This window comes from Pimelobacter simplex (genome assembly GCF_024662235.1).
GTDB lineage: Bacteria > Actinomycetota > Actinomycetes > Propionibacteriales > Nocardioidaceae > Nocardioides.
In genome coordinates, this window is record NZ_CP096276.1 from 3,647,846 (window position 1) to 3,663,356 (window position 15,511).

Here is a 15,511-nt window from a genome sequence, read left to right on the forward strand (position 1 = left end):
CGTGCAGTAGGCGCCCAGCTCCGGCCATCCGCTCCGGAGGTGATTCGCCGTCGTAGTCGACGGCTAAGCGATCACGTAGTTGTCGTATTCAGTTGTGGCGAGAGGGACTCAGCCCTGGCGCTGCTTGTGGCGCGGGTTCTCGCAGATCACCATGACGCGGCCGTGGCGACGGATCACCTTGCACTTGTCACAGATCTTCTTCACGCTCGGGTTGACCTTCATGTCAGCCCTTTCTTGCTAGTGGCGGAGAAGTGAGCCGGCGGCTCACTTGTAGCGGTAGACGATCCGCCCGCGGGAGAGGTCGTACGGCGAGAGCTCCACCACCACGCGGTCCTCGGGGAGGATCCGGATGTAGTGCTGACGCATCTTTCCGCTGATGTGAGCCAGGACCTTGTGGCCGTTGCTCAGCTCGACGCGGAACATGGCGTTGGGAAGGGCCTCCACGACGGAGCCCTCCATCTCGATGACGCCTTCTTTCTTCGCCATGTCTCACAATCTGCGTAGGGGATGTTGTCTACCGGTGGTCCGGGAACCTCCCTGCTACCCGTGAGTAGCCGGGTGGACCTCGGGGGTCCGTGCACCACACACAGAACCCACGTTGGACCGACACGCCAGTCTATCCACAGGGGTTGACAACGCCCCAATCGGCGACCACCCACGCGGCGCGACGCGTCCCCTTTCCGAACATTCGCTAGATATTTCCTAGGTATGCACTACGGTCCTCCGGTGGCCCGGCGGGCGTTCGGCCCCGAGCCACGTCGACGAACGACGCACCGAGACGTGCCGAGACGAGGGAGAACGCAGTGACGCTGACGCTGACCGCGAGGACGAGGACCAGGACGAGGACGGCGGGACGGTGGCTGGCGGGGGTCGGGCTGACCCTGGCCGTGGGGGTGGGCGCGGGCGCCGCCGTACCGGCGCCGGCGAGCGCGCTGGACGACCAGGCGACCGTGACGCTCGGGGGCGAGGTGAGCACACCGCGGACCTACCAGGTCGCCGACCTGCGCGCGCTCCCCCAGGCGAGCGTGACCGCGCTGGCCGGCGGCGACGTCCACACCTTCACGGGGCCCTCGCTCGAGGCGCTGGTCGGCGCGGCAGCGCCCGTCGTACCGGCGGGGCACAACCCGAACCTCCAGGTCAGCGTGACCGTGACCGGAGCAGCCGGGCGCACCGTGACCGTGGCGCTGGGCGAGCTCACCGCGACGTTCGGCAACCACCCGGCCGTGCTCGCGCTGACCAAGGACGGCGCCGACCTGGCCTCGCCGCTGCCGACGCTGGTCGTCGGCGACGACGCGGACGAGTCGCGCGTCCTCGGCAAGGTCAGCGGCGTCAGCGTCGCGGTGCACACGCCGGCCCCGACCGCCGGCCAGCCGGCCGGGTCGGTGACCGTCTCGGGCGCAGGCACCACGACAACGCTGAGCGGCGCGGACCTGGCGGCGCTGCCCAGCCGGACCCGGACCGTCACGTACAACCAGGGCAGCACGCCCCAGACCCGGGTCGAGACCGGACCGCTGCTCGACACCGTGCTGCGCCGGGCCGGCTACGTGCCCGACCAGGTCGCCTGGGTCGCGGGCGTCGCCGCGGGTGACGGGTACGTCGCCGTGGTCACGCCGGGTGAGCGGACGGCCGGCAAGTTCCTCCAGGTCGCGCTGAGCGAGACCAACGCCGGCCAGCCGACGACGTCGACCCCGCGCCTGGTGGTCGCGGGCGACGTCCGGGGCGGGCGGTACGTCTCGGGGCTCTCGGACCTCGTGGTCGGCTGCAAGCCGGACACCGACTGCGGCTACACCCCGGCCGGGCCGCAGGGTCCGGCTGGTCCGACCGGGCCGACCGGTCCCCAGGGACCGGCGGGGCCGCAGGGTGCGGCGGGTCCGCGGGGCGCGGCCGGTCCGGCCGGCAAGGACGCCAAGGTGACCTGCACCGTGACCAAGAGCAAGGGCAAGGGCAAGGCCAAGCGCCCGGCCAAGGTGAAGTGCACCGTGACCCTGGTCAAGGGCAAGCCCGCCCGGGTCGCGGCCACGCTGCGCCACGACGGCCGCGTGCTGGCGTCGTCCGCGCGGACGGTGCGCCGGGGCAGGACGGTCGTGCTGAGCAGCCGGGTGGTCGCGGACCGCTACCGCCTCACCGGTACGACGACCCGCGCCGGCCGCACCACGCGCTGGTCGGTGAGCCTGCGCCTGCGCTGAGCCTGCGCCCGCGCCTCAGGGCGCGAGCAGGCGCAAGGTCTCCTCGCGCGCCGGCGCCTTCCGGGGCTCGGTGCCCCGGAAGGCGCCGGCGACCGGGTTGACCATCACCTCGTCCACCCCGTACGACGACGCGAGCCGCTCGATCTCAGCGCGCGCCGTGGCGGCGTCCCCGATCACCCAGCGCGAGCGCATGGCCGCGAGGACGTCCTCGTGGGCCTCGGGCAGACCGGCGTCGACGATGGTCTCGGCGTCCTCGACGGTGCGCTGGGCGACGAGCGGCTGGCCGGTGCGCAGCGCGAGCATCTGGAGCAGCTGGGGCAGCGCGAGCCGCTGCGCCTCGTCGTCCGTCGCGGCGACGGAGGCGTTGACGGTGAGGAAGGTGCGCGGCGCGGTGAGCTCGGGCGAGGGCTGGAAGGTCGAGCGGTAGAGCTCGAGCGCCTCGGCGGTGCCGGAGCCGGAGAAGTGGTGCGCGAAGACGTAGGGCATGCCCTTGGCCGCGGCGAGCCGCGCGGAGTAGTCCGAGGAGCCGAGCAGCCAGATCTGGGGCACCGAGCCGGCGACCGGGGTGGCCTTGAGGACGTGCCGCCCGCCGCGCAGGGCGAGACCGACACCGTCGGGCTCCATCATGGCGAGCACGTTGTCGACGTACTCGGGGAAGTGGTTGACCGCCTCGTCGCTGACCCCGCCCGCCCCGTGGCGCAGCGCCCAGCTGGTGACCGGGTCGCTGCCCGGGGCACGGCCGATGCCGAGGTCGATCCGGCCCGGGAAGGCGGCCTCGAGCAGCGCGAACTGCTCGGCCACGACCAGCGGCGCGTGGTTGGGGAGCATCACTCCCCCGGACCCCACCCGGATGCTGTCGGTCGCCGACGCGACGAGGCCGATCAGGACCGGTGGGTTGGTGGCGGCGACGGCCGGCATGTTGTGGTGCTCGGCCAGCCAGAAGCGGCGGTAACCGAGGTCGTCCGCGGTGCGGGCCAGGTCGAGCGTCGCGGCGACGGCGTCGCCGGTGGTCTGGTCGCTGCGGACGGGGACGAGGTCGAGGACGGAGAGCGCGGGGGACATCGTCAGTTCCAAGGCTCCCGGGGCCCCAGGCATTCCCGCGAAGGGGCACGTTCCGGCGGCCGAAGGAGCACGACCCGGCGGGCCAAGGAGCACGAACCGGCGGCCGAGGGCGTACGCCGCGCCGCAACGTGCGCCCTCGAGCGCCGGAACGTGCCACTTCGGCCGCCGGAACGCGGCCCTTCGTCGGGGGTCAGTCGTCGGAGGTGGCGCTGCGGCGCACCAGCAGGAGCCCCGCACCGTAGGCCGCCAGGCACAGCAGGCCCATCATGAAGAGGTCCATGAGGTAGTGGCCACCGCCACCGAGCGCGATCCAGTCCTCCTCGTCGGTGCCGGCGGTGTTGCGGAGCAGGTCCATCGCCGAGGCCGAGGCGGCGTAGCCCCAGCGCGAGGGCGAGAGCCAGGCGATCTGCTCCAGGAGCGGACGGCCGGCGACCTCGAGCAGGGCGCCGGAGAGGACGAGCTGGAGCATCACGATGCCGACCAGGGCGGGCATCGTCTGCTCGGTGCTGGTGACGACGGCGGAGAGCGCCAGGCCGATCACGACCATGGTGAACGACAGCCCGGCGATCGCCAGGGCGACCCGGAAGGTGCCGAGGGTGCCGTCGGCGCCGGGCAGGCCGACGGTCGCGATGAAGGTGACCACCAGGCCCTGGACGAACGCCGCGAGGCCGAGGACGAGCACCTTGCTGGTGAAGTAGACGCCGGGCGAGAGGCCGACGGCGTACTCGCGCTTGAAGATGGGGCGCTCCCCCACGAGCTCGCGGATGGCGAGCGCCGTCCCCATGAGGCAGGCGGCGACGATGAGGACGGTCAGCCGCTGCTGGGCCTCCTTGATCCCGTCGCCGTTGGCGAAGGCCTCGTCGAGCGAGAGCCCGCCGCCGCCTCCGACCAGGCGGCTCAGACCGCCGAGGATCAGGGGCAGCAGCACGAGCATGCCGAGCAGCAGCCGGTCGGCCAGTACGACGGCCAGGTTGCGCTTGACCAGGGTGGAGAGCTGGCGCGAGACCGACTGCCGAGGCGGGGCAGGTACGGCGCCGGCGTGGGACTGCCGGGCGATGGCCGAGGTGTCGACGGCGTGTTGCGGAACCGGGATCCGCTGCCACAGGTCCGGCTCGTCGAGCAGGTCGAAGACCTCGGGGTAGTTGGTCTTGCCGAAGTGCGCCAGGACGCCGTCGGGCGGGCCGAAGTAGGCGATCCGGCCGCCGGGGGCCAGCACGAGGACGTTGTCGCAGACGTCGAGCGCGAGCACCGAGTGGGTGACCACCATGACCACGCGGCCGTCGTCGGCCAGGCTGCGGAGCTGGCGCATCACCTCGAGGTCGAGACCCGGGTCGAGGCCGGAGGTGGGCTCGTCGAGGAAGAGCAGCGGCGGGGCGGTGAGCAGCTCGGTCGCGATCGAGACCCGCTTGCGCTGGCCACCGGAGAGCTGGGTGCCGATCCGGTTGTCCATCCGCTGCTGGAGCTGGAGCTGGTTGGCGACGTGGGTGACCCGGGCGTCCCACTCCTGGGCCGTCGTGTCGGGCGGCAGCCGGAGCTGGGCGGCGAAGCGCAGGCCCTGCTTGACCTTGAGCTGCGGGTGCAGGATGTCCTGCTGGGGCACCAGGCCGATCTGGAAGCGCAGCTGGTCGTAGTGCTGGTAGAGGTCGTGGCCCTGCCAGATCACCCGTCCGTGGCTGGCCGGCTTGAGGCCGGTGAGCGCGCCGAGCAGCGTGGACTTGCCGGCGCCCGAGGGGCCGATCACGGCGGTGAGGCTGCGCGGCTCGAGCTTGAACGAGATGTTCTCGATGAGCCGCTTGCCGCCGCCGACGACCTGGGTCAGCCCGTCGGCGTAGAGCGTGAACTCGTGGGCCGTGGCCGAGGCGATGAGCTGGTGGCCGTCCCAGCGGAACGTCTGGTTGCCGAAGATGACCTCGGAGCCGACCTGGAGCGGGACCGCGCCCTGGACCCGCTGGCCGTTGACGAAGGTGCCGTTGAACGAGCCGAGGTCGTGGAGCACCGCGAGCCCGCCCGGAGCGGCCCCCGCCGGGTCGAGCCGGGCGTGGTGCCGGCTGACCAGGGCGTCGTCGAGCACGATGTCGTTGGAGTGCTCGCGGCCGATGGTCAGCGAGCGGCCCGCCTGGAGCTGCTGGGGCAGCACGATCGAGTGACCGTGCGGCAGCTGCCCCGGAGGTACGACGCCCGCCGGGCGCCACGCGTCGACCGGGCCACCGTTGGCGGGCAGCTGGGGCGGCGGCAGGTTCTTCCAGAACTCACCGCCCGACGGGGTCGCCGCCGCCGGCGGCGGCTGGCTGGCCGGCAGCGGGCGCGAGGCGACCGGCGGGACCGGCTGCTGCGGGGCGTACGGCTGCTGCGGGGCAGAGGGCTGCTGCGGGGCGTAGGGCTGCTGGGCCGCCGCGGCCGGCAGCACGCTCACCACGACGGGCTCGCCGACCGGTCCGCCCAGGTGCAGGCTGACCGGGGCGCCCCCGACCGAGAGCCGGGTGATCCGCTGTCCGGAGACGAAGGTGCCGTTGCTGCTGGCGTCGACCACGACCCAGCCGCCGTCCTCGACCTGGAGGAAGGCGTGGTGGCGCGAGGCGCGGGCATCGGTGACCGGTACGTCGCAGTCGAGCTCGCGCCCGATCACGACCCGCGGGCCGTCGAAGGTCCGGGTCTGTCCGGCCCACTGCACCTGGAGTCGGTCCACGCGTTTGAGTCCTCGGTCGGTTCGGGAGCGGATGACGTCACGAAACCCTAAGGCATCGTGACGCCCCCGCTCCCGTACCCGGAAGAACGCCTGCCGAACCCCGCGGAGTCAGCGCCAGTCGGGACCCGCGGTGTCGTCGACGTCCGCGGCGTCGCGCGGGGCGACCGCGTGGTCCGGGACGTGGTCGTCGGCACCCGTGCGCGAGGTCTTCCAGAGGCTGGCGACCGCGGTGACGACGAGCGTCACGATGATCACGCCGAGGCTGAACAGCGACGGGATGTCCCACACCGCGACGTGCTCGCCGCCGTTGATGAACGGCAGCTCGTTCTCGTGCAGGGCGTGCAGGACCAGCTTGACGCCGATGAAGGCGAGGATGAACGCCAGGCCGAGCGAGAGGTAGACGAGCTTCTGGAGCAGGCCGCCGAGCAGGAAGTAGAGCTGGCGCAGGCCCATCAGCGCGAACACGTTCGCGGTGAAGACCAGGTAGGGCTCCTGGGTGATGCCGAAGATCGCCGGGATCGAGTCGAGCGCGAACAGGATGTCGGTGACGCCCAGCGCGATGATCACGATGAGCATCGGCGAGACGAAGCGGACGCCGTTCTCGTGGTACCAGAGCTTGAGGCCGTGCCAGGAGTCGCCGACCCGCATCCGGCGCCGGGTGAAGGCGACGATCGCGTTGTCCTCGGGGTGCTCGTCCTCGTGGGCGCCGTAGGACTTCACCAGCTTGACCGCGGTGTAGACCAGGAAGGCGCCGAAGGCGTAGAAGATCCAGCTGAAGTTCTCGATCAGCGCGTAGCCGAGCGCGATGAAGATGCCGCGGAAGACCAGCGCGAGCACGATGCCGACGAGCAGCGCCTCCTGCTGGTACTTGCGGGGCACCTTGAGCGCCGACATCAAGATGATGAAGACGAAGAGGTTGTCGATCGAGAGCGAGTACTCCGTCAGCCAGCCGGTGTAGAACTGGATGCCGTAGTCGTGCCCGTGGTGGACCAGGATGAACACGCCGAACGCCACGGCGGCGCCGACGTAGACGGAGAGCGCGATGGCGCATTCCTTCATCGACGGCTCGTGCGGATCGCGTGCGATCACGAAGACATCGAAGAGGAGGACTCCGACGGTCACCGCGATGGTGATCGTCCATTCCAGGGTGGTCACGTCCATAGAGGTGTCCCTTCAGGGGCGGATGCGTCGACAGATCGCCCGAGGTCTCTTCCGCTGCCGACGCCTGAGGCGCCGTGGTGCAGCCTACGGGACCGGAGCGGGCGACTTCGACCGCTCGTGATGACGAGCCCGCAGCGAAGGAGTACTCCCCCCTGGTGCGCGGAATCCTCGCACGCCCGGCGCACGGGGGTCCAATCAGGACCGCTCGGGGCGGCTGCGGAGCGGCTCAGGGCAGGCCGGTGACCCGGGCCATGGTGGCGAGCTTGGCGCCCGTCTCCCGCACCTCGGAGGCGGGGTCGGAGCCGGCCACGATGCCGGCGCCGGCGAAGAGCCGCAGCCGCGGGCCGTCCATCACGGCGGCCCGGATGGTGACCGCGAACTCGCCGTCGCCGCGACCGTCGACCCAGCCCACGCAGCCCGCGAACCAGTCGCGCAGGTCGCCCTCGAGGTCGGCGATGACGGCGTTGGCCGCCGCCGTCGGTACGCCGCCCACGGCCGGCGTGGGGTGCAGCAGCTGGGCCAGGCGCAGCGCGCTCGGGCCGTCGACACCGTCGGCGAGCCGGGCCCGGATCGGGGTGGCGAGGTGCCAGACGGTGTCGGTGGAGAGGAGCTCGGGGGTGGCCGGGTACTCGATCTCGACGCACACCTCCTTGAGCGCGTGCACGATGGCCTCGACGACGAAGGCGTGCTCGGCCAGGTCCTTGGCCGAGCCGCGCAGGCCCTCGGCCCGGCGGGCGTCCTCGGCCGGGTCGTCCGAGCGCGGCACCGAGCCGGCCAGCGGTGTGCACGAGATGGTCAGCCCCTCGCGCCGCACGAGCAGCTCGGGGCTGGCCCCGACCAGGATCGGGCCGTCGTCGGGCGGGGAGTCCTCGGTGCCGGGCACCAGCGGGACGCTGAAGACGTAGCGCCCCGGCCGCGTGGTGAGCAGCCGGTCGATGATCTCGGCCGGCACCAGCGGCGGGGTGCTCACCACGTCGAGGCAGCGCCCCAGGACGACCTTGTGGAGCGCCCCGGTGGCGATCTTGGCCAGCGCGGCCTCGACCATCCCCGCGTAGGCGGCGGGCGTCGGGAACTCGGTCACCTCGTAGGTCCGCCGCACCGACGCGTCGTGCTCGGGCCGCTGCAAGGCGTGCTCCGAGCCCGACACGAGGTGGGCCAGGCCCGGCGCGCCCTCGGCGAACGAGAGCGCGCACAGGGCCCGCTCCCCCGGCTCGAGCGCCGCGACGATGCCGTCGGCCCAGGCCGGGTCGGCACCGTCGGGCGTCTCGACGGTGCGCCGCACCGCACTCGCGACGTAGGCCTCTTCGCCGGAAGCGAAGAGCATCGGCCGCGCCGCGAGTGCAGCGGGGGTGATCGGGTCCCGCGCCATGCCCCCCAGCCTAGGACACCGTCCCGCGACGCCTGCCGACGACCACGGCTCCCGCGCCCGCGAGGAGCAGGGCGAGGCCGAGGAACAGGTGCCAGGGCCGGAACGGCGCACCGGCGTCCGGCAGGCCGCCGTCACCGTTGCCACGCCCGTCGCCCTCGCCACCGACCGCGTCGAAGCGGTTGATGATCCGCACCGTCGCCTCGCCCGGACCGCTGGTCGGGGTGAGGTCGACGCTGAGCGAGGGCTTGTCGGCCTTGGTCCGCTTGCCGGCGACGTTGGCCCGGATGGTGGTCGAGGACGCACCGCCCCGGTCGGTCTCGGTCACCTTGCACGCCGCGCTCGACGGCAGCTCGGCGTACGACGCCTGGTAGCCGTTGCCGCGCGAGAGCACCCGCTCGGCACCACCCGGGACGTCGAACGCGACGCGCTTGCCGTCCACCACCCAGGTGCACGCGAGGCGCACGCGGAACGGGCCCTTGGCACCGGTGGCCGTCGTGTCGCCGACGACCTCCTTGGTGACCTCGAGCGAGGTGAGGTCGAACGTGTTGGTCGCGGTGAGCTCGACGAGGCTGACGCCGCCCGGCTGGTCCGGTGCGGGCACCTCGACGACGCCGTCGGCCGGGTCGAGCGCGGTCGACGTGGCGCCGCCCGTGCCCGACTCCTTCACGGTGCACGAGGTGCCCACCGCGAACGGGCCGAGGGTGGACGAGCCGCCGGCCTGCAGCCGGACCTGCTCGTCGTACGGCGTCTGGCCGCGGTAGGTGCAGCGCACGTCGAACGTGAACGTGCCCGTCCCCCAGCGCTCGGCGCCGTCGCCGTCGACCTTCTTCTCGATCCGCACCGTGCCGGCGTCGTAGGCGTTGGTCACCTCGACCTCCGCCGGGTCGAGACCCGGGGTGATCTCGGCGGAGCCGTCACCGTTGTCGACCACGTTGTCGCCGGTGACGACGATCTGGTCGGCGAACCAGCGGTCGGTCTCGGTCAGGGTGCAGGTAGCACCCACCGGGATCCGGTTCGCCGGCGCGGTGAAGGTCTCGTCGGCGCGCAGCGTGAACGACAGGGTGGTGGCACCCGCTCCGTCGAAGGTCACGTCCTTGCCCGAGCCCGCGGCCGTGCAGCGCAGGCTGAACGTGAACGGCCCGAAGGTCGTCCCGGTCGCCTGCGTGTCCACCCGCTTGGTCACCGACAGCCCCGTGAACTGGTAGTCGTTGGTGATCGTCTCGGTCGGGATGTCCGCCGGGTCGGCGACCTCCTCGACCGGGATGGTCACCGGCGTGTTGGACCGCGAGGTCTCACCGAACTCGCCGACCGCACCGTCCTCGGTGAACGTGCACGAGCTGCCGTTGGCGCTGATCGGCACGCCCTCCACGTCCGCCTGCCAGTCCCGGGACCGGCTCAGCCTGATCGTCGCACCCGGCCCGAGGTCGAGCGGTACGCCGCCCGCCTCGCAGGTCACGTTGACCCGCACCTCGCTCGGGGCGTAGTCCGCCGCGGGACCGGTGAGGTCCTTGCGGATCCGCACCGCACCGGTGCGCAGGTGCACACCGACCCGGTTCGGGGCGATCTTCCGGAAGGTGTTGATGCCGGAGTACTTGAACTTCACGCCGTGCTGGTTCCAGGCGATCAGGTCGTCGGCGGGCACCGAGCGGCGCACGCCGCTCGAGTCGAGGTCGGAGGCCATCACGTTGGTCGTGGAGAACGTGATGTCCACGGCCTGCCCGGCCCGCAGGGAGCCGTCCGCGGTCGAGCGGAAGTCCAGCTTGACCCGCAGGCCCGTGACGCTCGGCCAGTTCGTGCCGGGCCGGCCACGGACCAGGTCTCGCCGTTCTGCTGGCAGACGGGCTGGGTCTCCAGGTTGCTCCAGGTCCCGGTGCAGGCACCGGGGCTGGTGGTCACCTCGATCACCGTGGTCGTGCCGCTGGGCGCGGTGACCTGCGGTGCACCCACGAGCTGCGGCCGGTACGCCGAGCCGCGGGCGTTGCCCGAGACGAGCTGCAGGTCGCCACGGACCGGCAGCTGGTCGAAGACCGTCATCTCGTCGATGTTGACCGTGCCCGTGTTCATGTTGTGCAGGACCCAGTCGTCGGTGCCGTCGACCTCGCTGTTGGCCACGCAGGGCGAGCGGTAGTACGCGCCGCCGGTGACGTTGAGCGACGGGGAGCACACCGTCGACGGGCTGCCCGGGGCGTAGGCGCCCGGCAGCGAGCCGCGCACCCCCTTGATCGTGTAGAGGTTCGGCCCGGTCACCGTGCCGACGAAGTCGGACGTGCCGCAGGTGCGCGGGTCGTTGCCCCAGTCGGGGGTCAGCGGCCCGCCAGCGACCGTGTTGCGGCAGCTGGTCAGCGTCTCCTCGGTCGTGACCGTCATCGTGTTGGTGGCGGTCTGCCCGGTGGTCAGCCCCGGCTGGAGCTCGAGGTGCAGGCGGATCTTGAACTCCTCGCCCGGGCGCATCTGCCGACCGCCGGCCGGCCAGGTGAACCGGAGCACGGAGCCGTTCTGCTCGGGCGTGACGGTGACCTGGGTCGAGAGCGTGCCCCCCGCCGACGTGGTGAACGTCGGCGCCGGAGTGCCCGTGTAGAGCAGCTGCGGCGGCAGCGCGTCGCGCAGGTCGGTCAGCGTCAGGAACCCGGTGCCCGTGTTCTGGATCGTCAGGTCGAACGGGACCGCGTCACCGACCGAGGCGAGGCGGTTGCCCTCGTTGGTCAGCTTGCGGACCGCGATCTCCCGGGTGCCGAGCGACAGGTCGATGTCGGCGGACGCGTCGGTCTTCGGCGCGTCGTTGCCGTCGGGCCGCGTCGACCACGAGGTCTGGGTGTTCTCGACCTCGCCGTCGAACCGGACCGGGTCGCCCGAGTCGCGGTAGGTCTCCCGCAGCCGCATCCCGAGCACCGCGCTCGCAGCCCAGTTGGGCGCGGGCACCGTGGCCGAGAACAGCTTGCCGTCGGCCCGGGTGAAGGTGAACCGGATGCCCTGGACGTCGGCGTTCGCGACGCCGGCCGGCAGGGTCGCCGTGGCGGCCGGGGTGCCGAGCACCCACTGCGTGCCGTCGTACAGGTCGACCTGGACGCGGTCCGCACCGGCGGGCATCGTCACCGACGTGACGCCGGTGAACCGGAAGGTGTTCCAGAACTCCGGCGACTTCGCCTGGTCCTCGATCACCACGCGCTGCGGCGAGAGCGTGCTGCGCGGGGACGAGCCCTGGTTCGCGCCGAGCGTCACCGTCACCGGTACGTCGGGCGAGGGCTCGTTGATCCGGCTCGGGCTGATCGACTTGGTCGGCGTGATGTTCACCGTGCCGCCGGTCAGCCGCACGCTCGCGTCGGCGACGTCACCGGTCTTGGTGCCGGTGGCCGCGATCGGGTCGTAGGACTGCGCGAAGACGCGGTTGACGACGTCGACGGTGTCCCCGGCGCGCAGCACCTGGTTCGCCCCGCTGCTGCGCAGCGTCGGCCGGAGCCGGGTGCTCAGCTCGATGCGCAGGTCGTTGTCCTGCGTGATCGTGCCGCCGGAGGTCGCCGGAGCCGTGTCCTGGAAGGTCACGCTGACGCCGACGATCGTGCCCGGGTCGGTGACGCCCGCGTTGACCGCGGCCATCGTCGTCTGCTCCGTCGTGTAGGCGTCGGTCCCCTCGTCGTACCGGAGCAGCCAGACGACCGTGGCCGCCGGGTCGATCTGGCCCGGGCGCGACGCGGAGATCGTGATGCCGGTCAGGTCGAAGCGCTCGAACGGGTTCGGGCGCGCCGGGTCGCTGAGCAGGTTGGCGCTGGTGTCGAACGGGTCGGCGTTGGCACCGGCCGCGTCGGCATCGCTCTGGCAGGCCGGCAGCGTCGTGTCGGTGCACGCGGCCGGGTCCGTCAGCCGCACGTACGACGCCCGGGCGGTCGAGCCGTTGCTCCCGGTGATCGTCCAGGTCGCCGTCGGGTAGTCCGCGGCGTCCGTGGCCACGGGGGGCACGTGCACCGGCGTCGTCGGGGTCGCCGCCTTGGCGACCTCCGCGACCGGCTCCGGGTCGAGGATCTGGATGGTGTCGGCGTCGGTGTCGGTGACGTCCGAGCCACCGGCGGTCGGGGTGCCGGTGATCCGGGTGTCGTTCTCGACCAGGCCGGCGTCCGGGGTGTTGTAGTCCCGGTCCTCGACGACGAAGGCACCGTCGGAGCGGGCCTTGTCGCGCACCTGCCAGTCGAGCGTGAACCGGCGGTCGGTGCTGCCCGCGCCCACGCCGCTGTTGGGGTCGGGCGCGAACGGGTCGAAGGCACCACCGGTCTGCTGGGCCGCCGTACGACGCGCGGTGTCGGCCGCGGTCTCCGCGAGCACGATCCGCACGCCGATGGTCGACGCCCGCTCGGCAGTGCTCAGGTCGTAGCCCTTGAAGCTGCCGTCGGCCGCACGCCAGGTGCCCCCGGGAGCCGGGACGACGTCCCAGGTGCCGGTGGTCGCGTTGAAGAGCGCGACCTGGGTGACCGTGTCGTACTGGAGGTACCAGCCGGTCGAGTACGGCGCGCCGCCGGCCTGGACCATCGGGATCCGGACCAGGTCGAAGGCGTCGTACGCGGTCTGCCCGACGGTCGCGACGGACGGCGCCGCGGCACCGTCGGTGATCGTGACCGGGGACAGCCCACGGTCGACGTTCCAGTCGAGGTTCGTCGTGGCCTGGTCGCCGGACTGCGCGTCCACCGCGGCCTCGATCCAGCGCTTGCGGATCTCGACGCCGGTGCCGGGGCCGCCGTCGTCGGTGACCACCGTGCCGGTGCCGGTCGAGCCGCCGTTGTCGTGCAGGTTGTTGCCGCCCGCGGACTCGCCGTCGGCGTTCACCGTGGCGGAGTTGACGTACTGCGTCGGCTGGTCCGGACCGGGCGTGATGGCACCGCCGCCGCGCAGGTCACCGCGCGCCTCGAACTCGATGTTCGGGGTCACCGTGGTGTCGGCCGGGAAGCCGGTGGCGTTGTGGAACGAGAACCGGATGCCCTGGATGTCGTCCGCGGAGAGACCCAGGCCGGCCAGCGCGGCCGCCGTGGCCGCCGCGCCGAGCCGGTACACGCTGGCGCCGGCCTCGGGACCGTGCACGTCGAGCGTGTGCCAGGCACCGGTGGTGTCCTGGACCTCGATGGTGAGCGTGGTGCCGGCCGGCACCTGGGTCGGCGCGATCGAGGTGAGGTCGAAGGCGTCCCAGAACTCGGCGTTCCCGGTGCCGACGACGTCCTCGACCACGATGTCGTGGACGACGGCGCCGTCACCGTGCGCGACCGCGTTGGCCTGCAGCGAGGAGATCACCGAGTCGCCGGGCGAGACGGCCGACGAGGGCCGCACCGTCTTCTGCAGGCTGGTCGTGATCGCGGGGTCGACGATGCGCAGCGTGTCGCTGTCGGTCGCGTCGTCGGTCAGGCCGTTGGCGGCCTCGACGTCCACGTCGACCCTGTTGGTCAGCGTGACGGCGGGGGCACCACCGGTGGCGTCCTCGGTCGTCTCGATCGTGAACGACGCGCCACCGGTCTCGTTGGCCTTGATCGGACCGGTCCAGGTGATCTCGAAACCGGAGATCTTGCCCACGGGCGGAGGCGGCGTCTGCCCCTCGATGAGCGGCACGTCCAGCGTGCCTCCGCCGAGCAGGTGGTAGGTGAGCGTGCCGCCGGTCGCGGTCGCGGGCCAGCTCAGCGGGCCGGTGAAGCCACCGAAGGTCACCTCGTCGGTGAAGAAGCCGAGGTCGGCGACGGTGAGCTTCGTGACGGGCACGTCGCCGTTGGTGCCGCTGATCGACGCGGTGGCGTCCTGCCCGGCGGTGATCGAGCCGGGGGTGATGTTCTTCTGCGCCTCGACCGTCGGGATGGACGGCTTCACGACGTACGACGCGTTCGCGTCCTCGGTCGCGGTCGGCTGACCCGTCAGTACGGCGCTGCCGGTCGCGGTGTTGTCGACGCGGTGCTCGGCGGTCGACAGGTCGCTGCCGTCGTTGCGGTCCGTGGCGCGCTGCTCGAGACCGAGGTCGGCGGTGACGCGCTGCCCGGGGGCGACGGTCCCCTCGCAGGTGATCCGGATGCCCCCGACGTCGGCGTTCGTCACGCCGGCCGGCAGGGCGAGCGGGTCGGCGGCCGGTGCCGCCGTCCCCTGCACCCACGACCAGGTGCCACCGCTGCGGACGTAGGCGTCCACGCGCACGGTGTCGCACCCGGCCGGCACGTTGACGGTGCCGAAGCCGGTGAAGTCGGTGAGGGTGAACGGGTTACTGGCGTCGAGGCTGCTGGCGCCGTCCGGAGCGTTCTTCGGCTCCTGGATCGTCAGCCGGTCGACGGCGACGTTGCTCTGGTTGCGCACACCGAGGCCGATGGTGGACGCGGTGCCGGGCTCGTAGGCCTGGCTGCCGGGCGTCCAGCTCTTGGTGACGTCGACATCCATCCGCACGGGCGACTCGACGGTGATCGCGGCGTCGCTCTGCTTGGGGTCGGCGTTGGAGGCCGTCACCTTGGCGGTGTTGACGATCTCGGGGCTCGTGCCCGGCGGGAAGTCGTCCGGCACCTTCAGCGAGATCGCGATCGTGTACGTCGTACCGGCCTGCAGACCGACGCCCACGGGGTTGTCGGTCGGCTGCTGGAGGTCGACGGTCATCGACGTCCCCGGCTGCACGGTGGCCGGCGGGGTCGCCGTACCGCCCGGCTGCCAGGTGACGACGCGCGGCATCGCGGCCGGGCTGAACGTGACGTTCTGGATCGGGAACCCGACCAGCTCGTCCGGCAGCGCGTCCACGACGCGGGCGTCGAGGCAGTCGTCCTCCGAGCACCGCACCTGGATCAGGTAGGTGAAGGACTCCCCTGGTTGCGGGGTCGCCTTGTCGACGGTCTTGTCGATCTGCAGCGAGTCCGCTGCGGCTCGGGCCGACGGCACCGCCGCCAGCACACTGATGATTGCTACGAGCAGCGTCAAGGCCCCCACGGCCCAGCGACGCGTGCTACCGCCCATTTTCGGGCGTACGTGTCCCATATTTTGTTTGTCCCTTCCCTCTCCGCGTAGCACGGTACGGGGAAAAAGGCACGGAGCACGACCGAACAGCCGAAA

9 protein-coding genes are annotated in these 15,511 nt (G+C 72.1%); 1 reads left to right on the forward strand and 8 read right to left on the reverse strand.

Annotated elements, in window-relative coordinates; all coding sequences use genetic code 11:
• Window positions 1-108 precede the first annotated feature (108 nt).
• Window positions 109-222: a 50S ribosomal protein L36 gene (gene rpmJ, locus M0M48_RS17965; RefSeq protein ID WP_008361054.1), complete on the reverse strand. Its 114-nt coding sequence runs from the start codon at window positions 220-222 to the stop codon at window positions 109-111.
• Between the two features lie 42 nt (window positions 223-264).
• Window positions 265-486: a translation initiation factor IF-1 gene (gene infA, locus M0M48_RS17970; protein ID WP_028656368.1), complete on the reverse strand. Its 222-nt coding sequence runs from the start codon at window positions 484-486 to the stop codon at window positions 265-267.
• Window positions 487-803: 317 nt separating this feature from the next.
• Between infA and M0M48_RS17975 the strand changes: the two genes are divergently transcribed.
• Window positions 804-2,186 (forward strand): hypothetical protein, encoded by a 1,383-nt coding sequence (locus M0M48_RS17975; protein WP_257754508.1) that lies wholly within the window; start codon window positions 804-806, stop codon window positions 2,184-2,186.
• A 15-nt stretch (window positions 2,187-2,201) separates the two neighbouring features.
• Here M0M48_RS17975 and M0M48_RS17980 read toward each other — a convergent pair whose 3' ends face one another.
• From M0M48_RS17980 to M0M48_RS18005, 6 genes are all read right to left on the reverse strand, one after another.
• Window positions 2,202-3,248 (reverse strand): LLM class flavin-dependent oxidoreductase, encoded by a 1,047-nt coding sequence (locus M0M48_RS17980; RefSeq protein ID WP_257752179.1) that lies wholly within the window; start codon window positions 3,246-3,248, stop codon window positions 2,202-2,204.
• A 190-nt stretch (window positions 3,249-3,438) separates the two neighbouring features.
• Complete coding sequence (locus tag M0M48_RS17985; protein WP_215814582.1) at window positions 3,439-5,934, reverse strand: FHA domain-containing protein; 2,496 nt, start codon at window positions 5,932-5,934, stop codon at window positions 3,439-3,441.
• A gap of 108 nt (window positions 5,935-6,042) precedes the next feature.
• Window positions 6,043-7,095 (reverse strand): TerC family protein, encoded by a 1,053-nt coding sequence (locus M0M48_RS17990; RefSeq protein ID WP_215814581.1) that lies wholly within the window; start codon window positions 7,093-7,095, stop codon window positions 6,043-6,045.
• A 226-nt stretch (window positions 7,096-7,321) separates the two neighbouring features.
• Window positions 7,322-8,464, reverse strand: coding sequence for an isochorismate synthase (locus tag M0M48_RS17995; protein ID WP_257752180.1), 1,143 nt, complete (start codon window positions 8,462-8,464; stop codon window positions 7,322-7,324).
• 10 nt (window positions 8,465-8,474) lie between these two features.
• Entirely contained in the window at window positions 8,475-10,175 is a 1,701-nt protein-coding gene (locus M0M48_RS18000; RefSeq protein WP_257752181.1) for a DUF5979 domain-containing protein, read from the reverse strand.
• Window positions 10,145-15,340 carry a hypothetical protein gene (locus M0M48_RS18005; RefSeq protein ID WP_257752182.1) on the reverse strand — a complete coding sequence of 1,732 codons (5,196 nt, stop codon included), beginning with the start codon at window positions 15,338-15,340 and terminating at the stop codon, window positions 10,145-10,147. Before M0M48_RS18005 ends, M0M48_RS18000 begins: the two co-directional genes overlap by 31 nt.
• Window positions 15,341-15,511 lie beyond the last annotated feature (171 nt).